At 69.3% G+C, this 23,634-nt stretch carries 19 protein-coding genes, 2 tRNA genes and 1 pseudogene; 10 read left to right on the top strand and 12 right to left on the bottom strand.

The features are described from left to right. Nucleotides 1–17: 17 nt before the first annotated feature. Both ACFTE1_RS02245 and ACFTE1_RS02240 read left to right on the top strand, forming a co-directional pair. Nucleotides 18–2,553, top strand: a pseudogene (locus ACFTE1_RS02245) (ATP-binding protein). Next, nucleotides 2,546–3,229 (top strand): response regulator, encoded by a 684-nt coding sequence (locus tag ACFTE1_RS02240; RefSeq protein WP_380620481.1) that lies wholly within the window; start codon nucleotides 2,546–2,548, stop codon nucleotides 3,227–3,229. Before ACFTE1_RS02245 ends, ACFTE1_RS02240 begins: the two are co-directional and overlap by 8 nt. Nucleotide 3,230: 1 nt before the next feature. Here ACFTE1_RS02240 and ACFTE1_RS02235 read toward each other — a convergent pair whose 3' ends face one another. From ACFTE1_RS02235 to obgE, 3 genes are all read right to left on the bottom strand, one after another. Beyond that, nucleotides 3,231–3,833: a TetR/AcrR family transcriptional regulator gene (locus tag ACFTE1_RS02235; protein ID WP_380620479.1), complete on the bottom strand. Its 603-nt coding sequence runs from the start codon at nucleotides 3,831–3,833 to the stop codon at nucleotides 3,231–3,233. Between the two features lie 30 nt (nucleotides 3,834–3,863). Beyond that, nucleotides 3,864–5,456: an MFS transporter gene (locus tag ACFTE1_RS02230; protein WP_380620477.1), complete on the bottom strand. Its 1,593-nt coding sequence runs from the start codon at nucleotides 5,454–5,456 to the stop codon at nucleotides 3,864–3,866. Between the two features lie 154 nt (nucleotides 5,457–5,610). Then, nucleotides 5,611–7,077, bottom strand: a complete 1,467-nt coding sequence (obgE, locus tag ACFTE1_RS02225; protein WP_380620475.1) for a GTPase ObgE — start codon at nucleotides 7,075–7,077, stop codon at nucleotides 5,611–5,613. A gap of 103 nt (nucleotides 7,078–7,180) precedes the next feature. Between obgE and ACFTE1_RS02220 the strand changes: the two genes are divergently transcribed. Then, nucleotides 7,181–7,253: transfer RNA gene (locus ACFTE1_RS02220), tRNA-Lys, on the top strand. Between the two features lie 314 nt (nucleotides 7,254–7,567). Next, nucleotides 7,568–7,640, top strand: a tRNA-Lys gene (locus ACFTE1_RS02215). 125 nt (nucleotides 7,641–7,765) lie between these two features. On the opposite strand, the gene ACFTE1_RS02210 is transcribed toward ACFTE1_RS02215, so the two are convergent. After that, the gene (locus ACFTE1_RS02210; protein ID WP_380620473.1) at nucleotides 7,766–8,176 is read right to left on the bottom strand and encodes a winged helix-turn-helix transcriptional regulator; all 411 of its coding nucleotides are present in this window, start codon (nucleotides 8,174–8,176) and stop codon (nucleotides 7,766–7,768) included. 78 nt (nucleotides 8,177–8,254) lie between these two features. Here ACFTE1_RS02210 and ACFTE1_RS02205 point away from each other — a divergent pair, with 78 nt between their 5' ends. Further along, nucleotides 8,255–9,025, top strand: coding sequence for an NmrA family NAD(P)-binding protein (locus ACFTE1_RS02205; RefSeq protein ID WP_380620471.1), 771 nt, complete (start codon nucleotides 8,255–8,257; stop codon nucleotides 9,023–9,025). A 40-nt stretch (nucleotides 9,026–9,065) separates the two neighbouring features. Further along, the gene (locus ACFTE1_RS02200) at nucleotides 9,066–9,479 is read left to right on the top strand and encodes a RidA family protein (RefSeq protein ID WP_380620469.1); all 414 of its coding nucleotides are present in this window, start codon (nucleotides 9,066–9,068) and stop codon (nucleotides 9,477–9,479) included. An 82-nt stretch (nucleotides 9,480–9,561) separates the two neighbouring features. On the opposite strand, the gene ACFTE1_RS02195 is transcribed toward ACFTE1_RS02200, so the two are convergent. The 7 genes from ACFTE1_RS02195 to chvE all read right to left on the bottom strand — a co-directional run bounded on the left by ACFTE1_RS02195 (nucleotide 9,562) and on the right by chvE (nucleotide 16,353). Then, nucleotides 9,562–9,930: a VOC family protein gene (locus ACFTE1_RS02195; protein WP_380620467.1), complete on the bottom strand. Its 369-nt coding sequence runs from the start codon at nucleotides 9,928–9,930 to the stop codon at nucleotides 9,562–9,564. A gap of 58 nt (nucleotides 9,931–9,988) precedes the next feature. Continuing rightward, nucleotides 9,989–10,339: a VOC family protein gene (locus ACFTE1_RS02190; protein WP_380620465.1), complete on the bottom strand. Its 351-nt coding sequence runs from the start codon at nucleotides 10,337–10,339 to the stop codon at nucleotides 9,989–9,991. A 34-nt stretch (nucleotides 10,340–10,373) separates the two neighbouring features. Next, on the bottom strand, nucleotides 10,374–10,895 hold the full coding sequence (gene def / locus ACFTE1_RS02185; RefSeq protein WP_380620463.1) for a peptide deformylase: 522 nt from the start codon (nucleotides 10,893–10,895) through the stop codon (nucleotides 10,374–10,376). A 125-nt stretch (nucleotides 10,896–11,020) separates the two neighbouring features. Beyond that, nucleotides 11,021–12,145 carry a glycosyltransferase family 4 protein gene (locus tag ACFTE1_RS02180; protein WP_380620461.1) on the bottom strand — a complete coding sequence of 375 codons (1,125 nt, stop codon included), beginning with the start codon at nucleotides 12,143–12,145 and terminating at the stop codon, nucleotides 11,021–11,023. A 227-nt stretch (nucleotides 12,146–12,372) separates the two neighbouring features. Next, nucleotides 12,373–13,659, bottom strand: a complete 1,287-nt coding sequence (gene mmsB, locus ACFTE1_RS02175) for a multiple monosaccharide ABC transporter permease (RefSeq protein ID WP_380620459.1) — start codon at nucleotides 13,657–13,659, stop codon at nucleotides 12,373–12,375. Beyond that, nucleotides 13,656–15,194, bottom strand: a complete 1,539-nt coding sequence (locus ACFTE1_RS02170; RefSeq protein ID WP_380620457.1) for an ATP-binding cassette domain-containing protein — start codon at nucleotides 15,192–15,194, stop codon at nucleotides 13,656–13,658. The genes mmsB and ACFTE1_RS02170 overlap by 4 nt, the downstream gene beginning before the upstream one ends. A 73-nt stretch (nucleotides 15,195–15,267) precedes the next feature. Beyond that, nucleotides 15,268–16,353: a multiple monosaccharide ABC transporter substrate-binding protein gene (gene chvE, locus ACFTE1_RS02165; RefSeq protein WP_380620455.1), complete on the bottom strand. Its 1,086-nt coding sequence runs from the start codon at nucleotides 16,351–16,353 to the stop codon at nucleotides 15,268–15,270. A 900-nt stretch (nucleotides 16,354–17,253) separates the two neighbouring features. Between chvE and ACFTE1_RS02160 the strand changes: the two genes are divergently transcribed. The 3 genes from ACFTE1_RS02160 to galK all read left to right on the top strand — a co-directional run bounded on the left by ACFTE1_RS02160 (nucleotide 17,254) and on the right by galK (nucleotide 20,546). Beyond that, a complete protein-coding gene (locus ACFTE1_RS02160; RefSeq protein ID WP_380620453.1) occupies nucleotides 17,254–18,063 on the top strand; it encodes a DeoR/GlpR family DNA-binding transcription regulator in 810 nt (269 codons plus the stop codon). A 10-nt stretch (nucleotides 18,064–18,073) separates the two neighbouring features. Then, nucleotides 18,074–19,375: a galactose-1-phosphate uridylyltransferase gene (galT, locus tag ACFTE1_RS02155; RefSeq protein ID WP_380620451.1), complete on the top strand. Its 1,302-nt coding sequence runs from the start codon at nucleotides 18,074–18,076 to the stop codon at nucleotides 19,373–19,375. A gap of 61 nt (nucleotides 19,376–19,436) precedes the next feature. Then, nucleotides 19,437–20,546 carry a galactokinase gene (galK, locus tag ACFTE1_RS02150; RefSeq protein ID WP_380620449.1) on the top strand — a complete coding sequence of 370 codons (1,110 nt, stop codon included), beginning with the start codon at nucleotides 19,437–19,439 and terminating at the stop codon, nucleotides 20,544–20,546. Between the two features lie 135 nt (nucleotides 20,547–20,681). Here galK and ACFTE1_RS02145 read toward each other — a convergent pair whose 3' ends face one another. Continuing rightward, nucleotides 20,682–22,061, bottom strand: coding sequence for a GH1 family beta-glucosidase (locus ACFTE1_RS02145; protein ID WP_380620447.1), 1,380 nt, complete (start codon nucleotides 22,059–22,061; stop codon nucleotides 20,682–20,684). Between the two features lie 209 nt (nucleotides 22,062–22,270). Between ACFTE1_RS02145 and ACFTE1_RS02140 the strand changes: the two genes are divergently transcribed. Beyond that, nucleotides 22,271–23,632: an ABC transporter substrate-binding protein gene (locus tag ACFTE1_RS02140; RefSeq protein ID WP_380620445.1), complete on the top strand. Its 1,362-nt coding sequence runs from the start codon at nucleotides 22,271–22,273 to the stop codon at nucleotides 23,630–23,632. Nucleotides 23,633–23,634 lie beyond the last annotated feature (2 nt).

Raw genomic sequence — 23,634 nt, 5'->3', positions numbered from 1 at the left:
TTCTCAGGAAGGCTGTTATGGCACGCGGGGAGTTCCGCATCTACCTCGGGGCCGCGCCCGGGGTGGGCAAGACGTACGCGGCGTTGGCCGAGGCCGCGCGGCGCCGCGAGCGCGGGGCCGACGTGGTGGTGGGGTTCGTCGAGACCCACGGGCGCGGCGAGACGGCCCGGATGGTCGGCGACCTGCCGGTCCTGCCACGGAAGCCAGTCTCCTACCGGGGCGGCGACTTCGAGGAGTTCGACCTGGAGGGCGCGCTGCGGCGGCGCCCGGAGGTCCTGCTCGTCGACGAGCTGGCCCACTCGAACGTCCCCGGGTCGGCCCATGAGAAGCGCTGGCAGGACATCGACGTGCTCCTCGACGAGGGGATCGACGTCGTCTCGACGGTGAACATCCAGCATCTGGACTCGCTCAACGACGTGGTCGCGGCGATCACCGGCGTGCAGCAGAGGGAGACCGTCCCCGACGAGGTGGTGCGGCGGGCCGACCAGATCGAGTTGGCCGACATAACCCCCGAGGCGCTGCGCAAGCGCATGCAGCACGGGAACGTCTACCCGCCGGAGAAGATCGACGCGGCCCTGTCCAACTACTTCCGCGTCGGGAACCTCACCGCGCTGCGCGAGATCGCCCTGCTGTGGCTGGCCGACAAGGTCGAGTCCCAGCTGGAGCGGTATCGCAGCGAGAAGGAGATCACCGCGACCTGGGAGTCCAAGGAGCGCGTGGTCGTGGCCCTGTCGGGCGGTTCGGAGGGGGAGACCCTCATCCGCCGCGCGGCGCGGATCGCCGCTCGCAACGGCGCCGACCTCAAGGCGGTGTACGTCGCGGCCGGGGACGGGCTGTCGACGGCGAAGGTCGCGAGGGACCTGGCTCGCCAGCGCGGCCTCGTCGAGAACTACGGGGGTTCCTTCCACCAGGTCGTCGGGGAGTCGACGCCGGAGGCGCTGCTCGACTTCGCGCGCGGCGTCAACGCGACGCAGCTGGTGCTCGGCGCGAGCCGGCGCGGGCATTTCGCGCAGCTGTTCTCGCGGGGGATCGGCAACGCGGTCACCGCGATGTCGGGTTCGATCGACGTCCACCTCGTCACGCACGAGAACGTCCGCCGGGTGAAGGCCCCTTCGCGGCGGGGCGTTCCGGGGCAGCGGCGGCGGCTCGCCGGTCTCGGCCTCGCCCTGGTCGGGATTCCCCTGCTCATCATGGCGCTCGTGCCGTTGCGCGAGACGATCCCGCTGACCAATGTCATGCTCATCGTGCTGTCGGCGGTCATGGCCGTGACGCTCGCCGGGGGCATGTGGCCGGCGCTGCTGGGGGCGTTGACGGGTTTCGCCTGGCTGAACTTCTTCTTCACCGACCCCCTCAACACCTTCTTCATGACCAGCCGGGACCAGGTCCTCACGCTGGTGGTGTTCGTGCTCCTGGCGCTGGGCGGGGCGACGGTCGTCAACATCTCCGCGCGGCGGGCCCGGGCGGCGGCGCGTGCTGGGGCCGAGGCCCAGACGCTGGCGGCTTTGGCGACGAACGTGCTGCGCTCGGACGGCAGGCTTCCGGCGGTGCTGAGCCTGCTCCAGGAGACGTTCGGCCTGGATTCGGTGTCCCTTCTGGAGCGCCGGGGGCCGTCGAGCGGACCGCGCGAGCGCCACGAGGAGCGCACGTGGCAGGTCGTCGGATCGGCCGGTCCCGCCTGCGCCACTCCCGGGGAGGCGGACAACGACATCCTCATCGACGGCGACCTCACCTTGGCGGTGCGGGGGGCGCACCCTGCACGCTGCCGAGCGGAGGATGGTGCAGGCCTTCGCGATCCACGCGGCGGCGGCTCTGAAGGAGTCGCGGCTGGCCGAACAGGCGGAGCGCTCGCGCGCCTTGGCCGACACCGACAGGATGCGGACGGCGCTGCTGGCGGCGGTCTCGCACGATCTGCGTACTCCCCTGGCCTCGGCGCGCATGGCGGTCAACAGCCTGCAGGACGGGAGCGCGGGGTTCAGCGAGGAGGACCGGGCCGAGCTGTTGGACGCCGCTGACCTGTCATTGACGCGATTGACGGCGCTGGTCGACAACCTCCTGGACATGAGCCGCCTCCAGGCGGGAACACTGGGGGTGATCCCGGTGGCGGTCGGCTGGGAGGACATAGTCGCCCACGCGCTGCGGGACTTCGACTCCCCGCTGGGGGATATACGGGTTCCGGCGGACTTGCCCGAGGTGCTGGCCGATGTCGGCCTGGCCTCGCGGATCGTGGCCAACCTGGTGGGGAACGCGCTGCGCCACTCCCCCGACGGGCGACCGCCGCAGATCACGGCGAGTTCCCTGGGCGATGCGGTGCAGCTGAGGGTGATCGATCACGGGCCGGGAGTGGATCCCGCCGATCACGACACCATGTTCACCCCGTTCCAACGGCTGGGCGACAGGGACAACGCCTCGGGAGTGGGGCTCGGTCTCGCCTTGGCGCGGGGTCTGGCGGAGGCGATGGACGGTTCGGTGGCTCCGGAGGTGACGCCGGGCGGCGGGCTGACGATGGTGGTGGAGTTGCCGGCGGCGAGAGAGGAGAGGGACTCGGATGGTTAAGATCCTGGCGGTGGACGACGAGCCGCAGATCCTGCGGGCGATGCGGATCAATCTGGCGGCGCACGGTTACGAGGTGGCGCTGGCCGACTCGGGGCGGGCCGCGCTGAGGACGGCGGCGGCGGTCCCGCCGGACCTGGTGATCCTGGACCTGGGTCTGCCCGATATGGAGGGCGTGGAGGTCATCGAGGGGCTGCGGGGCTGGTCGAAGGCGCCGATCCTGGTGCTGTCGGGGAGGACCGAGTCGCGGCAGAAGATCGCCTCGCTGGACGCGGGGGCGGACGACTACGTGACCAAGCCCTTCGACATCGGGGAGCTGCTGGCCCGGGTGCGGGCCCTGTCGCGGCGCACGGGTTCGGAGCCCTCGGAGCGGGGCGAGTCGGTGGTGCTGGGCGACTGCCGGGTCGACTTGGCGGCCAAGGAGGTCGTCCGGGGCGGGGAGGCGGTGCACTTGACGCCGACGGAGTGGGCGCTGCTGGGGGAGCTGCTGGCCCATCCCGGGAAGCTGGTGCCGCAGCGGCATCTGCTGCGGGCGGTGTGGGGCCCGGGCTACGGCCGGGAGACGAACTATCTGCGGCAGTACATGGCGCAGTTGCGGAAGAAGCTGGAGGCCGACCCGGCCATGCCCCGTTACCTGCTGACCGAGCCGGGCATGGGCTACCGCCTGCGGGCGGACTGAGTCAGCGGGTGAGCATTCCCTCGAGGAGGGTGTCGATGACCTTCACCGGGAGGTTCTCGTCGTCGAGCTCGGGGAAGCCCTTGTAGGCGCGGATGCTGATGATCGGGGAGACGAACATGGCCACCGCCAGGTTCACGTCGACGTCCTCGCGCAGTTCGCCGCGTTCCTTGCCGAGGGTGAAGATCTCGCGGACGATGGCGCGGCGGGCCTCCATGAACCGGTCGTGGTGCCGGCGCATCTCCTCGTTGCCCTTCATCTCCGCGTGGACGATGTGGAAGACGGCCTCTTCGCGCGGTCCGTGGTTCTTGCCCATGACCGCGGCGGTGATGAGGAGGTCCTCGCGGACGGTGCGGTGGGGCAGGTCGTCGACCACCGGGGCCTTGACGTTGTCGATCGCGGCGGCGACGAGCTCCTCCTTGGAGGACCAGCGGCGGTAGACGGTGGCCTTCGAAACTCCGGCCCGTTCGGCGATGGCCTCCATGCTGACGGCGCTGAGGCTGCCGCGCTCGGCGAGGAGGTCGAGTGCGGAGGTGAGGATCGACACGCTCGCCTCACGACTGCGCGGCCGGCCCTGCGACGGTGCGCAGTTTTCCTCGTTGTCCATCACTCGACCTCTCTTCACCGGACTATTGTCTCATTCGGCCATGGCGGGTTCGGGTTTCCTCTCGGCGTCAGCGGCCTGCCTCATGGCCTGGCCCTTCGTCGGGAAGAAGAGGCCGACGATGACGAAGCCCAGGACCACCACTCCGACGGAGGCCCAAGCGGTGACGTGGAGGGCGTCCATGAAGGTGGCGTTGGCCGCCGTCATGAGGCTTTCGGCCTGTTCGGGCGGGATCGCTCCGGTCTCGACGGCCCCGTAGGTCGACGAGATCGACTCGGCGGCCTCCGAGGGCAGCTGCGGCGCGGCGTCGGTGATCCCGGCGCGGTAGTTCTGCGCCATGATCGTGCCCATCACGGCGACGCCGAGCGCGCCGCCGACCTGGCGGAGCGTGTTGGCCAGGGCCGAGGCGACTCCGGCGTGCTCGCGGGAGACCGAGGACATGAGGGTGTTCATGGCCGGCGGCATGAGGTTGGACATCCCGACGCCCTGGATGGCGAACAGCGCGATGACGAAGCCAAGGGACGTCTCCTGCTCCAGCTGAGTGGCGATGAGCATGGACGTCAGTACCAGCGTCAGGCCGAACAGTCCGACGGTCTTGGGGCCGAAGCGGTTGACCAGGGTGTTGGACAGCGGGGCGAAGATGAGCATCATGCCCGCGAACGGCACGAACAGAAGCCCGGCCTGCAGGGGCGTGTAGCCGCGGACGATCTGGACGTAGAACGTCATGAAGAAGAACACGCCGAGCGAGGCGAAGAAGACCAGCGAGATGATGCCGGACGAGGCCGCGAAGCGCTTGTTCTTGAACAGCCGCGGGTCGAGGGAGGCGTGCGGGATGCGCAGCTCCCAGAGGACGAAGGCGGCCAGGACGCCGATGCCGACGACCAGGGTGCCCCAGACTTCGGGGCTGGTCCAGTCGCCCGAGTCGCCGGCCTCGATGATGCCGTAGGTGAGGGCGACCAGTCCCGCGATCGAGAGCGCCATGCCGACGAAGTCGGTCTTGACGTTGCGGCCCTTCGACTCGGGGGCCATAACGCCGATGAGGACGAGGGCGACGGCGACGACCGGCACGTTGATGAGGAAGATCGAGCCCCACCAGAAGTGGTCGAGCAGGGTGCCGGCGAGGATGGGACCGACGGCGCCGGCCGCGCCGACGGCGGCGGTCCAGATGCCGAGCGCCTTGGGGAACTCCTTGTTGGAGAAGACGGTGCGGAGGATCGCCAGGGTGGCCGGCATCATCGCGGCGGCGCCCACGCCTTGGAGGGCACGGTACCAGATGAGCTGGGCGGGGCTGGCGGCGTAGGCCGACAGGAGCGAGGCGACGCCGAAGACGACGAGGCCGATCAGGAGCATTCTCTTGCGCCCGAGTTTGTCGCCGATGACGCCGAAGGCGAAGAGGAGGCCGGCGAAGACCAGGGTGTAGGAGTTGATCATCCAGGCCAGGTCGCTCTGGGTGGCTCCGAGACCGGCCTCGGGGTCGGCGAGGGTCTTCATGGCGACGTTGAGCACGGTGTTGTCGAGCACGACGACCATGAGGGAGAGGACGAGGACGGCGAGGATGAACCAGCGCCGCGGGTGTCCCTCGTCCTCGGGAATACCGGCGGGAGCCTCCGGTGTTTCCTCGGACATTGCTGATGGTGAAGATGACATGCCTTCACCATACCATTTTCAAAACGATACGGTTTCGTATTTATTCTAAGTCACACCGTGGGCCTGATCAGCAAAGACGCGAGGCCGCCGGGGAGTTCCCCGGCGGCCTCGCGTTATGTCCGTTAAACGATCGCTAGCGGTTGCGGCGGGACTTGCCCTTCGCCTCCTTCTCCAGGCGGATGCGCTCCAGGCGGTCGGCGCGGCGGGCGTCGTGCTCGGCGCGCCGCTCCTCGGCGGACTTGCGGTCGCTGCGCTCGAAGCGGGGGTCCGTGCCGCGCGGGCTGACCGTGGCGATCAGCTCCGGGTCGGTCGGCTCCCACTCGAACTCGCGGTCGCCGATGCGGACCACCGAGCCCGGCTCGGCGCCCTCGTTGACCAGCGCCTGCTCCACGCCCAGCTTGGCGAGGCGGTCGGCGAGGTAGCCGATGGCCTCCTCGTTGTCGAAGTTCGTCGTCCGCAGCCACCGCTCCGGCTTGGCACCGGTGACCTCGAACTCCACGTCCCCCTCGAAGGCCGGGGTGAGACGCCGCACGGTGAACTTGTCCGAGTCGAGGGCCTTCGGCGCGATGACCACACGCGGCCCCTCGATCTCCGGCTGGGCGGCGCGGTGCTCCTCGACCTCCTTGGCGAACGCGAAGTTCAGCTCCTTGAGGCCCGCTCGGCTGACCGCACTGGCCTCGAAGATCGGCCAACCGAACTCCTCGAGCTCGGGCCGCATGATCTCGGCGAGGTCCTTGCCGTCGGGGATGTCGACCTTGTTGAGGACGATCACGCGCGGCTTCTCCGCGAGGCCGCCGTACTCCTCCAGCTCCCTCTCGATGACCGCGATGTCCGCGGCCGGGTTGCGGTCCGACTCCAGGTTCGCCGTGTCGACCACGTGCGCGAGGACCGCGCAGCGCTCGATGTGGCGGAGGAACTCGAGCCCCAGGCCCTTGCCCGACGCCGCGCCCGGGATCAGGCCCGGCACGTCGGCGATGGTGTAGGTGGTCTCGCCGGCCGCGACGACGCCGAGATTGGGCGTCAGAGTCGTGAACGGGTAGTCGGCGATCTTCGGGCGGGCGGCCGACATGGCCGCGATGAGCGACGACTTGCCCGCCGAGGGGTAGCCGATGAGGCCGACGTCGGCGACGCTCTTGAGCTCCATGACGACCTCGTGGTCCACGCCCGGCTCGCCCAGCTCCGCGAAGCCCGGCGCCCGCCGCTGCTTGCTGACCAGGTGCGCGTTGCCGCGCCCTCCCCGGCCGCCCTTGGCGACCGTCACCTCGGTGCCCTTGCCGGTCATATCCGCGAACTCGGCGCCGTCGACGAACACGACGGTGCCGTTCGGGACCGGCACGCGCAGCGTCTCGCCACGGGCGCCGTCGCGGTTGTCACCGCGCCCCTGGTTCCCGTTACCCGCTTTGAGGTGCCTCTGGAAGTGCAGGTCGAGCAGCGTGTGCACATTGGGGTCGACATAGAATATGACGTCGCCCCCGTGCCCGCCGTCACCGCCGTCGGGTCCGCCCAGCGGACGGAACTTCTCCCGGTGGAGGGACACACACCCATTACCACCGTTTCCGGCGCTGACCTGCAACTTCACCCGATCAATAAAACTAGCCACGGACTAAGCTTAGCCTGGGACACCCCCTGTCAACGAGGAGCCGCGGGCCGTGCTAGAGTTTTATCTCGTTGCGGATGAACAGCACATGTTCACACCGTGGCACGCGCCGCTAGCTCAAGTGGTAGAGCAACTGACTCTTAATCAGTGGGTTCGGGGTTCGAGTCCCTGGCGGCGCACCGAACAGAGGCTCCGGGAAACCGGGGCCTTTCTTCATTTCACCCGAGATCCCGGCCGCTCCCCCGCGATCCGCCTTCCACCCGGGAGTTCTCGGCCGCTGTCAGGAGATCCGGTCATGGCCCGGAACCGCGGCGCCGGCCGTTCCCGCCACTCCTGTGATTCCACGCCCGTCCCCTTTCCACGCCCCTCTCTCCCAGGCCTTTCGGACCGAAAAAGATGCGCACGTCATACCCCCGCCCCTCACCTCCCAAGGGGCGGGCCGAACCGTGCTAAAGTTTTCCTCGTTGCAAAGGCGAAAGCCAGAACGCAGCACGCGCCGCTAGCTCAAGTGGTAGAGCAGCTGACTCTTAATCAGCGGGTTCGGGGTTCGAGTCCCTGGCGGCGCACCGAACAGAGGCTCCGGGAGACCGGGGCCTTTCTCATTCCCAAAAGACCGGGCATTCCCCAAGAGACCGGACGTTCCCGGAAGTCCGGCCGTTCCCCCGCAGCGCGGCGGCCCCTGGCACCGTTCCTACCCGTCTCGGCGTGCGTCCCACTCTTCGCGGGCCCGCTCGATGCCGGGAACGTGCTCCCGCGACCAGTCGGCCATGTGGTCCACCAGTTCCCTCAGGCGCGCTCCCAGCCCTGTCAGGCGGTACTCGACCGTGGGCGGGTTCGTGGCGAAGACTTCGCGCTCGACGAGCCCGTCGCGCCGCAGGTTCTTGGTGACGAGGGTCAGCATCCGCTGCGAGATTCCGGGGACGGCGCGCTGCAGGTCGCGAAATCCCCGAGGCCCGTGCGACAACTCCATGACCACCAGGACGCTCCACTTGTCGCCGATGCGGTCCAGGATCTCTCGGATACCGCAGTCGTCCTCGCCACAGGGACCGGTTCGCCCGCCCTCGGCCCCCTGGAGGGTTACCTCCGTGTTCGCAACCGACATCGCTGTGCCTCCTTACACTCCGCCTTTTTCCAACCCACCATGGAGACCGCATCATCCCGACTCGGAAAGGCGGACCCCATGATTCTCGTTACCGGAGCCTCCGGCGCACTCGGTTCGGCTATCGTACGAAAGCTCGGCGAGCGCGGCGTCGAGACCGCCGCGGGCACGCGAAACCCGTCCGACGGCGCACGCCGGGTGGACTTCGACCGCCCCGCGACGCTCACTCCGGCCTTCGCCGGAGTGGACACGCTCGTGTTCGTCTCGGCGGGCTACGCGGAGGACGACGTCGTCATGGAGCGGCACCGCAATGTCGTGGAGGCGGCCGTGTCCGCCGGGGTCGGCCACGTCGTCTACACCAGCCTCGTGGGGGCGGGCGAACGGCTCGGCATCGCTCTGGCCCACCGCTACACGGAAAGGATCGTCCGGGAGTCGGGGATTCCCTTCACGATCCTGCGCAACGGCCTCTACACGGAGCTGTTCGACGCGTTCGCTGAGGCCAACGTCGCGGACGGCGTGCTGAGCCTGCCCCTGGGACGGGGAAGGGTCGCGGCGATTCCGCGGGAGGACCTGGCCGACGTCGCCGCCGACGTCGCGCTCGATCCCTCCGCTCACGTCGGCGAGGTCGTCGAGTTGGCCGGCACCGAGGCGGTGGGCGGGGAAGAACTGGCCGCCGGGCTCGGTGAGAAGCTCGGGCGCGCGATCGCCTACGAGCCCGTCCCGCTCGCGTCGTTCCGGCAGCGGCTGCTCGACGTCGGCGTTCCCGGTTTCGAAGCGGCCCATGCCATTTCGATCATGGCCAACGTCCAGGCGGGCCTGCTGGGGGAAACGGGCCGAAAAGGCGCACGCTGAACGGTTCTCCACGGGCGGGTTTGCCGATAGACTGTCGCCCATGTCACTTGAACACATCAATCCGGACTCCATGCACACCAACCCCGCCTACTCTCAGGCGATCAAGGTGACCGGCCCTCACGCCACCGTTTACGTGGGCGGTCAGAACGGCGTCGACTCGGACGGCTCACTCGTCGGCGACGACCTCGCCGCCCAGGCCGAGCAGGCGGTGTCGAACGTGGTCGCCTGCCTGGAAGAGGCCGGGGCCCGCCGAGAGGACACCGTGAAGCTCGACATCCACCTGGTCGAGGGCGCCGACGTGCAGACGGCCTTCGCGGGTGCGCAGAAGGCCTGGGGCGACCACCCCACGACCGTGACCGTCGTGAAGGTCGCCGGCCTGGGCGTTCCCGGCGCGCTCGTGGAGGTCGGCGCCATCGCGGCCATAGGGGCGGCCCGCAGGCCGGACCTGGGATAGGGCAGAGGCGTTCGCCCTGAGGCGGCCTGGAGCGCAGGCCGCCTCAGGATCACCGGGGGGCGGGTGGTCCGCGGGCCGAGGTCTATCGTTCGGACGGCGGGATGCAGAGGCAGAAAAGGTGCCCGGCCGGGTCGGAGTAGACCCGGAAGTTCTCGTGCGAACCGTCGATCAGGTTCGCGCCCAAGCTCGTCACGCGTTCGTGCTCGGCCGCGATGTCGTCGACGTAGAGGTCGGTGTGCGTCTGCAGGGTTCCCGGGTTCTCCGGCCAGGAGGGCGGAATGAAGTCCGGCGCGCGCTGGAACCCGAGCCGCTCGTCCTCCGGGCTCGGCCCCAGGGAGGTCCAGGACTCGTCGTCGTCGATCCGGCGCCAGGAGAGGACCTGCTCGTAGAAGGACGCCAGGGCCCGGGGATCCGGGCAGTTGAGGACGGTCATACACGTCGTCACGCTCATGGGGCCAGCATAGCGGCGGGGACCGACACCGCTGGGGAGATCGGCCCCCGGCCCCGGGTCACCAGCAGAGGCAGAAGATGTGCCCGGCCGGATCGGCGTAGACCCAGAAGTCCGGCGCGGAGGCGTCGAGGCGCTTCGCGCCCAGCTCGATCGCCCGACGGTGTTCGGTCTCGACGTCGTCGACCCAGAAGTCCAGGTGCATCTGCAGCTCGCCCGCGCCGGGCCAGGCGGGCGGGGAGAACTCCGGCGCCAGCTGGAAACCCAGGCGCTTGTCGGTCTGGGAGGGCCCGACACTGGCCCAGTCCTCCTCGGACTCGAGCCGCTCCAGGCCCAGCAGCGCCTGGTAGAAGTCGGCCAGCGCGTTCGGGTCGGGACAGTCAAGGACGGTGGTGTGCAGTCTCGTTGCCATGACGGCAGCCTATCCGACGCCTCCGACGTCCGGCTCAGACCTTCAGTCCGGCGCCCTTCAGCAGCTTCTTGCGGATCTTGGTGGGCAGCCGGTCGACGTAGACGGTGCCGTTGGTGTGGTCGGTCTCGTGGATCAGGCAGCGCGCCGTGTAACCCTCGGCCTCCAGCGTGATCGGGTCGCCGTTCTTGTCCTGGCCGGAGACCAGGGCGTAGTCGGGGCGGGCGACGTCGTAGTACTCGCCGGGCACCGACAGGCAGCCCTCGTTCTCCACGACGAGGTTGCGCTCTCCGCCGGGGCGCTCGACCGCCTCCAGGACGGGGTTGACGATGTGGGCGACCATGCTCCCGCCCTCGTCGGTCGGGCAGTCCATGACCCAGACGCGGGCGTCGACGCCGATCTGGTTGGCGGCGAGCCCGACGCCGTCGGCCTCGTACATGCTCGCGAACATGTCGTCGACGAGGTCGGACAGCTCGGGGCCGAACTCGGTGACGGTCTTGTTCGGGCGGTGCAGGACGGGGTCGCCGTAATGGACGATGGGGCGGGCCTTGCCGGACAATCGGACTCCTCGGAACTCTTATCGCAAATTACTTGCAATTATAGCGCGGGCGTTACGCACCCATATTAGCGCTCGCCGCGGGCGTCCGGCCGCGGCGAAGGTTCCGGAGAAGGCGCGGAGGCGGTTCAGGACACCGCTCCCCCGCTCTTCGCCCGCGCGGCCCGGCTCAGGTGCTCCAGCAGCTGGTCGTGCTCCGAGGCCATGAGGCTCTCCTCCGCCCGGCGACGGCCGGCCCGGCCCCAGTCGGCCAGCATGTCGCGGCGGTTGGTCAGCTCGGCCACCTTGGCGGCGATCGAAGGGCCGTCCAGCTCTATGTAGTCCCCGTCCAGGCCGGGGCGGACCAGCTCCCCCGCTCCCCCTGCGGCGACGGTCAGCACGGGCAGGCCGGAGGCGTGCGCCTCCTGGACGGTCCGCCCGAAGGTCTCGAAGGGCCCGGGGTGGACGAAGAGGTCCAGCGAGGCGTACGTCTCCGACAGGTCGTCGCCGGTCAGCACGCCGGTGAACTGCGCGCGCGGGAGCGCCGCGCGCAGCGACTTCTCCGCGGGCCCGCCGCCGACGACCAGCAGCTTGACGCCGGGGATCTCGCTCGTCTCCCGCAGCAGGTGCAGGTGCTTCTCGCGGGCCAAGCGGCCGACGTATCCGACGAGGAACTCCCCGTCGGGGGCCAGGACCGCCCGCCGCTCCCGTTTGCGCGCCGAGGGGCGGAACCGGTCGGTGTCGACGCCGTGGGCGATCACGGTGACGTTCTCGATGCCGTTGCCCCGCATGGCCTGTGCCGAGTCGTCCGAGAGGGCGATGTTCACCGCGGCGTGCGAGTGGATGGAGCGGAAGCGCCGCCAGATGTACGGTTCGAGGCGGCCGAGGCCGTAGATCTTGGAGTACGAGGGCAGGTCGGTCTGCCAGGTCGCGACGACGGGGACGCCCGCCTCGGCCGCGTACGCGCAGGCGCGCGAGGGGAATCCGAAGGGACTGGCCAGGTGGATGACGTCGGGCCGGAACTCGCGCAGCGCCCGCCGCACGCCGCGCGTGGCGATGCCGAAGCGGAACTCCCGGTAGCGCGGAACTCCGACGGACGGGACGTGGTGCACCGGCCAGGGAGTGTGCGGCGCGACCTGGCGGCGGCTCGGGGACGGGGCCATGACCAGCGTCTCGTGCCCGTGGGAGTGCAGGAACTCGGCCAGCCGGTGCACGGAGTACGAGACTCCGTTGACCTGAGGCAGGTAGGACTCGGTGACTATGGCGATCCTCATGCCGCGAGGCTACGGCGCGAGCGTGTCCCGGAATCTAATGACGTTATTCGATCAATTGAACATCTCATGGCCGGGGGCCGCGTCCGGGGACGGCTCCGACACGGGCGTGGAGCCCGGCGCCGTTCGCGGCGAAGGGAAGACGCCCGTCGCCCGGTCCCGGGCGCGGAGCCCGGCGCCCCCGCGCCCGGCGAAGGGAAGAGCCGTGGGGCACGGGGGCGCCGGTCCGGTCAGTCGGAGGCCTTCTCCTCCTCGCCCGCCGCGGGTTCGGAGTCCTCCCCGCGCTTCTGCTCGGGAACGCGGGCCTCGGCGGCCGGGGCGGTGGAGGTGCGCTTCTTGTTCCACACGTCGAACACCACCGCGGCGAGCAGAACGAGGCCGAGGATGATCTGGACCTGGTCCTGGCCGATGCCCAGAGTGGACATGCCCTGACGCATGACGCCCATGACCAGTCCGCCTACGACGGCTCCGACGACGGTGCCGATGCCACCGCTCATCGAGGCGCCGCCGATGAAGGCCGAGGCGATCGCGTCCAGCTCGAACATCTCGCCCGCCTGCGGGTTGGCGCTGTTGGCGCGGGCGGTGAAGACCACGGCGGCCAGGCCGGCGAGCGCGCCCATGTTGACGAACACCCAGAAGCTGGTGGCCTTGGTGTTGACGCCGGAGAGCGCGGCGGCCTTGAGGTTGCCGCCGCCGGCGTAGACGTGGCGGCCGAAGACGGTCCGGTTGGTGACGAAGGTGTAGACCACGACCAGGCCGATGACGATGATCCCGATGACCGGCAGGCCCTTGTAGAGCGCCAGCATTCCCGAGAAGAGGAGCGTCACCGCCGCGACGGCGACGGCCTTGACCGTCCAGAGGGCCGCCGAGGAGGCGGGCAGGCCGTGGCGGAGTCGTTCGCGGCGGTCGGCGATCTGGACGTAGGTGAGGGCGACGACCGCTCCGACGCCGATCAGGAGGGTCGGCAGGTGCATGGCGGTGCCGCCGATGGTGGTCGGTTCGCCCCAGTACCCGGAGCCGAGCATGCGGAAGCTCTCGTCGCCGACGGCGATGCTGCGGGACTCGGTGACCCAGATGGTGAGTCCGCGGAAGACGAGCATTCCGGCGAGGGTGACGATGAAGGCGGGGATGCCGACGTAGGCGACCCAGAAGCCCTGCCACGCGCCGATGAGCGCCCCCGTTCCGACGGCCATGAGGACGGCCGCCCACCACGGGAGCCCCCAGGTGCCGGAGGCTATGGCGGCGACCGCGCCGGTGAAGGCGAGCACGGATCCCACCGAGAGGTCGATGTGCCCGTTGATGATCACCAGCATCATGCCGATGGCGAGGATGAGGATGTAGGAGTTCTGGACGATGATGTTGGTGATGTTGCGCGGCGTGATGAAGTTCTGGTCCATCTCTGCCACGACGAGGACCTGGAACAGCAGGGCGATGCAGCACAGTGCGATGACCATGCCGTACTGCCGCAGGTCGATGCGGTGGAGGAACTCCGCCGCCTTGTTCTTGACGGTGCTCATGCTCGGGCCTTTTCTGTGCTGTCGTTCGTCATCAGGGTCATGAGCCTCTCCTGGCTCGCCTCGGCGATCGGCACCTCGCCGGTGATCCGTCCGGCGCTCATGGCGTAGACGCGGTCGCTGATGCCGAGGACCTCCGGCAGCTCGGAGGAGATGACGAGGATCGCCATCCCCTGGGCGGCCAGGGAGAAGACGAGCTCGTAGATCTCGTACTTGGCGCCGACGTCGACGCCCCGGGTGGGTTCGTCGAGGATGAGGACCTTCGGTTCGGTGAAGATCCACTTGCCGAGGACGACCTTCTGCTGGTTGCCTCCCGACAGGTTGCCCACCGGCTGTTCGACGGAGGCGGCGACGACGCCGAGCTGCTCTTTGAGCGTCTCGGCGTGGGAGGCCTGGAGTCCGGGGCTGACGAGCCGGCCGCGGAGGATGCGCGAGAGGTTGGCGAGGCTGAAGTTCTCCCTGATGGAGTAGTCCAGGTGCAGTCCGAGGTTCTTGCGGTCCTCGGTGACGTAGGCGAGTCCGGCGGCGATGGCCGCCTGCGGGGACTTCATGGTGACCGGTTCTCCGTCGACGGCGACCGTTCCGGAGCGGTAGCGGCCCCAGCTGCGGCCGAAGAGGCTCATGGCGAACTCGGTCCGGCCGGCGCCCATTAGCCCGGCGAGGCCGACGACTTCGCCGCCGTGGACGGTGATCGAGGCGCCGTCGATGGCGTTCTTGGAGAGGTCGTGCGGGTCGGCGACGGTCCAGTCGTCCACCCGCAGGACCACGTCGCGCTTCTCGTGGGTCCGGGGCGGGTAGAGGTCGGCGAGTTCGCGGCCGACCATGGAGGCGATCATCCTCGGGTTGGTGATCTCTCCGCCGTGGAGGGTCTCGATGGTCCGTCCGTCGCGGATGACGGTGACGGCGTCGCAGACGTCGCGGATCTCGTCGAGCTTGTGGGAGATGAGCAGGCAGGTAACGCCCTCGTTCCGCAGGCCTCTGAGGAGCTCGAGCAGTTTCTGCGACTCGATCTCGTTGAGCGCGGCGGTGGGCTCGTCGAGGATGAGGAGGCGGACGTCCTTGGCGAGGGCCTTGGCGATCTCGACCAGTTGTTGGCGCCCGACGCCGAGGTCGTCGACGAGGACGCCGGGGTCGATGTCGAGTCCCACGCGGCTCAGCAGTTCGGCGGCGCGGCGGTTGGTCTCGCCCCAGGAGATGACGCCCTTGGTGGCGCGCTCGTTGCCGAGGAAGAGGTTCTCGGCGGCGGAGAGCTCTCCGACGAGGGCGAGCTCCTGGTGGATGATGGCTATGCCGGCGGCCTCCGACTGGCGGATGCCGCGGAACCTCGCCTCGGTGCCGTCGAGTTCGATGGCGCCGCCGTACTTGCCGTGGGGGTAGACGCCGCTGAGGATCTTCATGAGCGTCGACTTGCCGGCGCCGTTCTCGCCCACGATCCCGTGGACGGTTCCCTCGGCCACTTCGACGGTGACTCCGTCGAGGGCCTTGACTCCGGGGAACTCCTTGGAGATCCCCTTCATGCGCAGTAGATGGTCGGGCATGGTCCTGTCCAGTCGCTAGGCGGTGTCGGAGTGCGGGGCCCGGCCCGGTGGGCGCGGGCCCGTGCCGCTCCGGCTACTTGAAGTCGTCCTCGGTGTAGTAGTCCGATCCGACGAGGAGCTCTTCCCAGTTGGAGGCGTCCACGTTGACCGGTTCGAGGAGGTAGGATTCGACGACCTTCTTGCCGTTGTCGTAGGTCTCGGTGTCGTTGACCTCGGGGTCCTCCCCGGCGAGGAGGTCCTCGACCATGCTCACGGCGACCTTGGCGAGTTCGCGGGTGTCCTTGAAGACCGTCTGGGTCTGGCGGCCGTCGATGATCGCCTTGACCGACTCCAGTTCGGCGTCCTGGCCGGTGATGACCGGGAGGTCTTCTCCGGTGTAGCCGTTGCTCTCGAGGGAGGCGATGATGCCGCGGCTGATGCCGTCGAACGGGGCGAGGACCGCGTCGACCTTCTCGGAGGAGTAGTGGGTGGACAGGATGTTGTCCATGCGGTCCTGGGCGTTCTCGGCGAGCCAGCTCTCGGTGGCGGCCTGTTCGATCTCGGTCTGGCCGGAGCGGACTACGAGCTTCCCGTCGTCGATGTAGGGCTTGAGGGTGTCGATGGCGCCGTCCCAGAAGAAGAAGGCGTTGTTGTCGTCGAGGGACCCGGCGAACAGTTCGATGTTGAACGCCTCGTCGGTGTCGTCGAGGCCGAGGGCGTCGACGATGTACTGCCCCTGGAGGACTCCGACGTTGTAGTTGTCGAAGGTGACGTAGTAGTCGACGTCCTCGGTCTCGGTGATGAGGCGGTCGTAGGCGATGACGGGGATGTCGTCCTCTTTGGCCTGTCCGAGGACTCCGCCGAGGGTGGAGCCGTCCTTCGCGGCGATGACGAGCGCGACGACGCCCTGGGAGACCATGGTCTCGATCTGGTTGATCTGGCGGTCGACCTTGTCGGCGGCGAAGTTGAGGATGACGTCGTAGCCCGCTTCCTCGAGCTGGGCCTTCACGTTGTCGCCGTCGGCGATCCAGCGCTCGGAGGTCTGGGTGGGCATGGAGACGCCGATCTTGTCCTTGCCGCCGCCGTCGCCGCTGGCGCAGGCGGTCAGGAGCGGGGCCGACAGGGCGGCGGCCCCGCCCGCGGCCAGCAAGTGGCGTCGTTTCAGGCTGAAGTCCTGCATGGTGAAGTCCTGTCTTCTTTGACGAACGGATGCGTGGTCGATCTCCCGGCGGGATGCGGACGGCTCCCGGGCGCGGAGACCCGATCGCCGTTCCGATTCCCGAAGGTCTTCGCGGCGGGCGTCGCTGTCGGCGCCCGCCGGCGCTTTTCGGCCTTCACCGACGGCCGCGTCCCGTGCGATCGGCCCGCCGTCGGAGGTTCGCTCCGGACAGGCTGCTGCCGTAGACATCGATGTTGCCAATATCTCTCCGTATTCAAACGAAAATCAACACAAATTCTCATTTGTAATCATTTTTTAACATTACCGCTATCGGAGCGATACCGGCGATCCCCTGGACTGGCCACTGAATATGGTGTAGCGCAGGAAATCCCGTGACATGCGGCGGCATTCCGCCATCAGGGCGCCGTACCGCCCTGGATCCGCCCCATTCATCTACGGAGAACGATTGACCGGCGACCTAGGGTCATGTCCGATGGCGTCGGCTGCTTGTTGGAACACGACCGGTTCGCGGCCGCCCCGCCCCCGTCCGCCGATGGCCGGCGCACCCCCGTCCACCTCCGGGCCGCCGCGGCCGCACCGGCCCGCCGGGCCCGCCCGGCGCCTGCGGGAAAGGCCGGATCCCCCTCCGTGCCCCGGGACGGCTCGCCACGCCCGCAGGGCCAGGAGGCGTCGGCAGAGTAGACTGTCCCCAACCCGAGCGGCCTTGGCGGGGCGTCCCCACAGCACGGCCCGGCCCGCATAACCCCGCATCAACGGCGTGCGATCCGTCCAATAAGGGCATAACTTCATCGGTCCGGCGTCAGTCGCCCCCTCTACACTGAGGGTCCGGTAGTCAGGTGAATACCGGCGGGTGATTATTTTTGTTTGATTATGTGTGTTAGTGTGAGGTAGTGAGGAATCATGTTGGCTAAACAGAGGCAGGCTCGAATCCTGGAGGTCCTGGCCGAAAAGGGAGCCGTGCGCGTCACCGAGCTGGTGGACGCCTTCGGCGTCTCCGACATGACCATCCGCCGCGACCTCGACTTCCTGTCCGAACTCGGCAAACTGAACAAAGTCCACGGCGGGGCCACCCGCGTCGACCTGAGCGCCGCGGCGGAACCGGGCTTCACCGCCAAGAAGGTCCGCGAACAGGCGGAGAAGACCGCCATCGCCAAGACCGCCGCCTCCTACGTCAAACCCGGCCAGGCCATCGCCATCTCCGCCGGGACCACGACGTGGATGATGGCGCAGCAGCTGGCCGACACCCCGCAGCTGACGGTCGTCACCAACTCCATCCCCGTCGCCGACGTCTTCTACCGCAACGGCCGCGCCGACCAGACCGTCATCCTCACCGGCGGCATCCGCACCCCCTCCGACGCGCTCGTCGGACCCTTCGCCGTCAACTCGCTCACCACGATCAACGTCGACACCGTCTTCCTGGGAGTCCACGGCATGAGCCTGGAATCGGGCTTCACCACCCCGAACCTCATGGAAGCCGAGACCCTCACGGCGTTCTCGCAGAAGGGGCGCAACCTGATCGTCCTGGCCGACCACACCAAGTGGAAGACCGTCGGCCTCGCCACGATCGCCCGCCTCGAGGACGCCGACGCCGTCATCACCGACTCGAGGATGGACCTCGAGACCCAGGAAACGATCGACGAGCTCACCGAGCTCGTCGTCGCCCCGCTCGACGGAGACGAGTCGGGCGAGGGCGCCCCGCCCTCCGACTGAAGGAACGCCCATGGACTGTCTCAGCGAGGAGGCCGTCGCGCTCGCCGACGGCCGCCGTCTCCGGTACTTCCGCTCCGACCGCGACGACGGCGGGGAAGACGGCGGTCCCTCCCCCGAAACGGCAGTGCACCGGGGCGAGAAGGGCGAAGGCGGCGGAACGGCCGCCCATTCCGAAACGAGTTCGTCGTCGCCCCGCTCGACGGACCGGAGCGAGACCGGCGAGTGCCGCGGACCCGCCGCCCATCCCGACCGGCGCGAGACCGGTCCCCCTCCCCGCCAGGGCGAACGCCGCTGGGACGTCCTGCGCCGGGAATGGGTCGTCGTATCGGCCTCCCGCAACGGCCGCCCGCTCCTGCCGGTCGACTGCCCCCTGTGCCCCACACCCGTCGCCCCGCCCGAACCCCGCACCGGAGAGTGCGGATCCCGCGCCCCGTCTCCCGCCTCCGGCCTGACCGAGATCCCCGCGCCCGGCTACGACATCGCCGTCTTCGACAACCGGTTCCCGTCGCTGACCGGGACCGGCTCCCCGGACGGCAAGCCCTCCGAGCACTTCGCCGAGATGGGCCTCTCCCGACCCGCCAACGGCCACTGCGAGGTCGTCTGCTTCTCCGACGACCACGACGCGACCCTGTCGTCCCTCTCCACCGAGCGGATCGCCGACATCGTCGCGGTCCAGGCCCGCCGCAGCGAAGAACTGCTCGGGCGCGACGACGTGCGGGAGGTGGCCTGCTTCGAGAACCACGGCGTCGACATCGGCGTGACCCTGCACCATCCGCACGGGCAGATCTACGCCTACCCGTACACGACGCCCGACACAGAGCGCGTCCTCGAGTCGGCGGCGGCCTACCTGGAGCACCGGGGGCGCAACCTCTTCGAGGACCTGATCGCCGCCGAGACCGTCGGCCCGCGCGTGGTCGCCCGCAGCGAGGACTGGATCGCCTTCGTCCCCTACAGCGCCCGCTGGCCCTGCGAGCTCCGCATCTGCCCGCTCGACCCGGTGTCCGACCTGCCCGGGCTGAGCGGCCGCCAGCGCCGCTCCTTCGCCGAGATGTACCGCAGGCTGCTGCGAGCCCTGGAGTCCGTCCTGGGCGCCGACGTCCCGTACATGGCAGCATGGAGGCAGGCCCCGCGCGACGGCGACCCGCGCACCGCCGAGGCCTGGCGTCTGAGCCACCAGCTGGTATCGCCGCGTCGGGCGCCCGGCAAGATCAAGTACCTCGCCTCTTCGGAGTCCCTCATGGGGGCGTTCGTCAACGACGTCGTCCCGGAGGAGATCGCCGCCCGTCTGGCAGAGGCCTATGCCGCCGCGTGACGACGGGCCGACGGCCGCGAGAGCCGGAGACGTCCGCCCGCACGAAGGAGAGCAGGAGACCATGCCCATTCCACCCGAGCAGGCCGACCGGGCCGCCGCCCTGTTCCGCGAGCGCTTCGGCGCCGAACCGGAAACGGTCCGCGCCGCGCCCGGCCGCGTCAACCTGATCGGCGAGCACGTCGACCACTCCGGCGGAGCGGTCATGCCGTTCGCCATCGGCCGCTACTGCGTCGTCGCCGCGGCGAAGTCCGACCGGTGGCGCCTGGCGTCGACGGCGGACTCGGGCTCCGACTCGTGGACCGTCTACGCGACCGGGGTCCAGGACGCGCTGCGCGACTTCGGGTTCGAGACCGGGCCGGCCGCGATGGCCGTGCACGGGACGGTGCCCCTCGGGGCGGGCCTCTCCTCTTCGGCGGCCCTGACGTGCGCCGTCCTTCGGGCCATGGCGGACCTCTACGGCCTGGAGATCGCCCCGGAGGCGCAGATCGACATCGCGCAGCGCGTGGAGAACGCCTACGTCGGCATGCCGTGCGGGAACATGGACCAGGCCGCGTCCCTTCTCGGGCGGTCGGACCACGTGCTGTGGTTCGACTCCGCCTCGAAGGAGTACGACTACATCCCCTTCCGCGTCGACCTTCGGGGGCTGTGCGTGCTCGTGATGGACTCGCGGGCCCCGCACCGCCTGGTCGACGGCGAGTACGCGGCCCGGCGAGCCCACTGCGAGAAGGCGCGGGAGATCCTGGGAGTCCGGCAGTTGGCCGACGCCCGGACGGAGGACCTCGACCGGCTGGCCGATCCGGTCCTCCACGGCCGGGCGCGCCATGTGGTCGGCGAGACGGAGCGGGTGCGGAAGGCCGTGAACGCTCTGCGGGACAACGACTTCGCGACCGTCGGCGCCCTGCTGAACGCGTCGCACGCCTCGCTGAGGGACGACTTCGAGGTCAGCTCGCCGGAGTTGGACTCGGCCGTCGACGCCGCCGTGGAGGCCGGGGCGCTCGGTGCGCGCATGGTCGGGGGCGGATTCGGCGGCAGCGCCATAGCCCTGGTCGAGCGGGGCGCGGTGGGACGCGTCGAAGACCGGGTGCGGGAAGCAGCCGCGAAGCGCGGGCTCCCCGAGCCGGCTTTCACGGTCGCCGGACCGGCCGACGGGGCGCTGGCGCTGCGGCCCTGACCGCGCTCCGCGGATAGTGGACGGAGCGGCGCGGGGGTTCGGGACACCGCGCGGACAGTTCGCCCGGCGCAGGCGTAACCGCCGCTGCCGCCACCCGGCCTGGACCCCCGCGCGGACGGCCCGCCCCGGACCGCCTCAGACGTCGAGGCCGTTGTCCCGCACCACCTGCGAGAACCAGTGCGCGCTGGCCTTCGGCACGCGCCTCTGCGTGCGGTAGTCCACGCGCACGAGCCCGAACCGCTTGGCGTACCCGTAGGCCCACTCGAAGTTGTCCATCAGCGACCAGGCCGTGTACCCGCGCACGTCGGCGCCCTGCTCGATCGCCTCGTGCACGGCGGCGATGTGCGACCTCAGGTAGTCGATCCGCTCGCGGTCCTCCACCCGCCCGTCGGCGTCGGCCTTCTCCTCGACGGCCGTCCCGTTCTCGGTGACGTACAGGGGGACCCGGTAGTCGCGGTGGAGCCGCAGCAGGAGGTCCCGCAGTCCGGTCGCGTCCACGGGCCAGTCCATGGCGGTGCGGGGCAGGTCGGCCGGCTCCCATCCGGCGATCCCCTCCGAACCGGGGTAGACGTCCATCGCCGGCGCTCCAGGCTCGGCCTTGACCCAGGCCGGGCTGTAGTAGTTGACTCCCAGCATGTCGATCGGCTCGCTGATCGCCGCGAGGTCCCCGGGGCGGACGAACGACCAGTCGGTGAAGCGCATGGTGTGCCCTATGACGTCGGAGGGGTAGTGGCCCTTGAGGACGGGGTCGAGGAATATCCGGGTGGCCAGTCCGTCGATGATCCGGCGCGCGACGTGGTGCTCGATGTCGGGGCTGCCGAGGACGTCGTCGGCTATGCGGACCTCGGAGGGGTTCACGGCCATGGAGACCCGGTCGGCGCCGTTGGTCCGCAGGGCCTTGACTGCGAGGCCGTGGGCCAGGAGCTGGTGGTGGACGACGGTGAAGGCCTCGGCCGGATCCCGGTGCCCGGGGGCGTGTTCGCCGCTGGCGTGTCCCAGGTAGGCGACGCACCAGGGTTCGTTGATCGTCCACCAGGTCCCGACGCGGTCGGCCAGGACCGAGCCCATGGTGTCGGCGTACTCGGCGAACCGGTGCACCGTCTCGCGCTCGGTCCAGCCTCCCCGGTCCTGGAGGGCGCGGGGCAGGTCCCAGTGGTACAGGGTGGGCATGGGATCGATGCCCGCTTCGAGGAGCTCGTCGACCAGCCGGTCGTAGAACTCGACGCCCTTCGGATTGACCGGTCCGGAGCCGTCGGGCTGGACGCGGGGCCAGGAGATGGAGAAGCGGTAGGTCTGGAGGCCGAGGTCGGCCATGAGCGCCACGTCGTCCCTCCAGCGGTGGTAGTGGTCGCAGGCGACCGCGCCGGTCTGCCCGCGGTGCACGCGTCCGGGCTCGGCGCTGAAGGCGTCCCAGACGGACGGTCCCCTCCCGTCCTCGTCGACGGCGCCTTCCACCTGGTAGGCGGCTGTGGCGGTCCCCCATCGGAAGGCGTCGGGGAAGCGGAGTGCGGTCATGGGTGTCCCTTTCCGATCGGGTTCCAGGGCGGTGGATCCCTGACTGTGGATCTCTTGCGTCAGGTTAACAGTGGGAGAGCGCTCTCTCAAGATCAATGTGAATGTAACAATCTTATAAATGAGCATTGACGTGCGTTGAAATTGAGTGCTACGAATATATTTCAATCTTACGAGAGAGCGCTCTCTGAGAGCGCGGAAAGACCGGGACCATGAACGGAAAACAAAGCGCCCGCCCGGGCGCCGCCCCCAGCCCCACCGACCCGACCACCGCACGGACCACCCCGGGACGAAAGGCCCCGCACCGCAAGTCCCCGCACCGAAAAACCCTGCGCGGCACGGCCGCCGGGGCGATCGCCGTCCTCGCCGCCGGCACCCTGGCCGCCTGCGGCTCCGACGACGGAAAGACCACCCTCACCGTCGGGCTCTTCGGCGACTTCGGCTTCGGCCCGCTCTACGAGGAGTACGAGGAGGCCCACCCCGACATCGAGTTCGAGGAGCGCGTCTCCGAGTTCGCCGACCACCACACCAACCTCACCGCCCACCTGGCCACCGGGTCCGGGGCCGCCGACATCGAAGCGGTCGAGGTCTCCTACATCAGCCAGTACGCCGCCAACCCCGACCGCTTCACCGACCTCTCCGAACTCGGCGCGGGCGACCACGAAGAGCGCTGGCTGGACTGGAAGTGGAACCAGGCCCTCACCGCCGACGGCGACCGGGTCATCGGACTCGGCACCGACGTCGGCGGCATGGCGATGTGCTACCGCAGCGACCTCTTCGAGGCGGCCGGGCTCCCCACCGACCGCGACGAGGTCTCCGCCCTGTGGCAGGACTCGTGGGAGGACTACGTGGACGTCGGGGAACGCTACCTCGCCGCCTCCGGCGACAGCCACTTCTTCGAGTCCTCCGGCAACATGTTCCGGGCGATGGTCGACCAGGCGCCGACCGGCGTCTACGCGAACGACGGCACCGTCACCGCCGACGACCCGGCCGTGGCCGAGGCCTGGGACCTGACCGTCCGGGCCATCGAGGCCGGCATGTCCAACGAACTCGAGGCCTACACCCCCGAGTGGAACGCCAGCTTCGCCGAGGGCACCTTCGCGACGATCATCTGCCCCGCCTGGATGACCGCCTACATCGAGGACAACGCCCCCGAGGCCGCCGGCAAGTGGGACATCGCCACCGTCCCCGGCGGCTCCGGCAACATGGGCGGCTCCCACCTCGTCGTCCCCGAGCAGAGCGACAACGCCCAAGCGGCCTACGAGTTCATCGAGTGGCTCACCCGCCCCGAGCAGCAGCTGAAGATCTTCGAACAGACCGGGAACTTCCCCTCCACGCCCGAGCTCTACGACGACGAGGCCTTCACCTCCCAGACCTCCGCCTACTTCAACGACGCCCCGACCGGACGGATCTTCACCGAGGCGGCCGAGGCCGTCGAGCCGAAGTACCACGGCCCCCTGGAAGGCGACATCATGACCATGATCGGCCAGGGCCTCGGACGGATCGAAGAGGGCTCCCAGTCGCCGGACGAGGCATGGGACCAGGTCCTCTCCGACATAGCGACCCTGGATTGACC

The organism is Salininema proteolyticum (assembly GCF_042685645.1).
GTDB lineage: Bacteria > Actinomycetota > Actinomycetes > Mycobacteriales > Micromonosporaceae > Salininema > Salininema proteolyticum.
The sequence above is the reverse complement of the archived record's forward strand: the minus strand, read 5'-3'. Positions and strand labels throughout refer to the sequence as shown.

Coding starts and splice junctions, on each gene's coding strand:
- ACFTE1_RS02210 (WP_380620473.1), bottom strand. CDS start 8,176: ATGTCGGTTGCGAACACGGAGGTAACCCTCCAGGGGGCCGAGGGCGGG.
- galK (WP_380620449.1), top strand. CDS start 19,437: ATGCCCATTCCACCCGAGCAGGCCGACCGGGCCGCCGCCCTGTTCCGC.
- ACFTE1_RS02180 (WP_380620461.1), bottom strand. CDS start 12,145: ATGAGGATCGCCATAGTCACCGAGTCCTACCTGCCTCAGGTCAACGGA.
- ACFTE1_RS02240 (WP_380620481.1), top strand. CDS start 2,546: ATGGTTAAGATCCTGGCGGTGGACGACGAGCCGCAGATCCTGCGGGCG.
- ACFTE1_RS02145 (WP_380620447.1), bottom strand. CDS start 22,061: ATGACCGCACTCCGCTTCCCCGACGCCTTCCGATGGGGGACCGCCACA.
- ACFTE1_RS02235 (WP_380620479.1), bottom strand. CDS start 3,833: ATGGACAACGAGGAAAACTGCGCACCGTCGCAGGGCCGGCCGCGCAGT.
- mmsB (WP_380620459.1), bottom strand. CDS start 13,659: ATGAGCACCGTCAAGAACAAGGCGGCGGAGTTCCTCCACCGCATCGAC.
- ACFTE1_RS02200 (WP_380620469.1), top strand. CDS start 9,066: ATGTCACTTGAACACATCAATCCGGACTCCATGCACACCAACCCCGCC.
- ACFTE1_RS02140 (WP_380620445.1), top strand. CDS start 22,271: ATGAACGGAAAACAAAGCGCCCGCCCGGGCGCCGCCCCCAGCCCCACC.
- chvE (WP_380620455.1), bottom strand. CDS start 16,353: ATGCAGGACTTCAGCCTGAAACGACGCCACTTGCTGGCCGCGGGCGGG.
- ACFTE1_RS02190 (WP_380620465.1), bottom strand. CDS start 10,339: ATGGCAACGAGACTGCACACCACCGTCCTTGACTGTCCCGACCCGAAC.
- galT (WP_380620451.1), top strand. CDS start 18,074: ATGGACTGTCTCAGCGAGGAGGCCGTCGCGCTCGCCGACGGCCGCCGT.
- ACFTE1_RS02230 (WP_380620477.1), bottom strand. CDS start 5,456: ATGTCCGAGGAAACACCGGAGGCTCCCGCCGGTATTCCCGAGGACGAG.
- ACFTE1_RS02170 (WP_380620457.1), bottom strand. CDS start 15,194: ATGCCCGACCATCTACTGCGCATGAAGGGGATCTCCAAGGAGTTCCCC.
- ACFTE1_RS02205 (WP_380620471.1), top strand. CDS start 8,255: ATGATTCTCGTTACCGGAGCCTCCGGCGCACTCGGTTCGGCTATCGTA.
- ACFTE1_RS02195 (WP_380620467.1), bottom strand. CDS start 9,930: ATGAGCGTGACGACGTGTATGACCGTCCTCAACTGCCCGGATCCCCGG.
- ACFTE1_RS02160 (WP_380620453.1), top strand. CDS start 17,254: ATGTTGGCTAAACAGAGGCAGGCTCGAATCCTGGAGGTCCTGGCCGAA.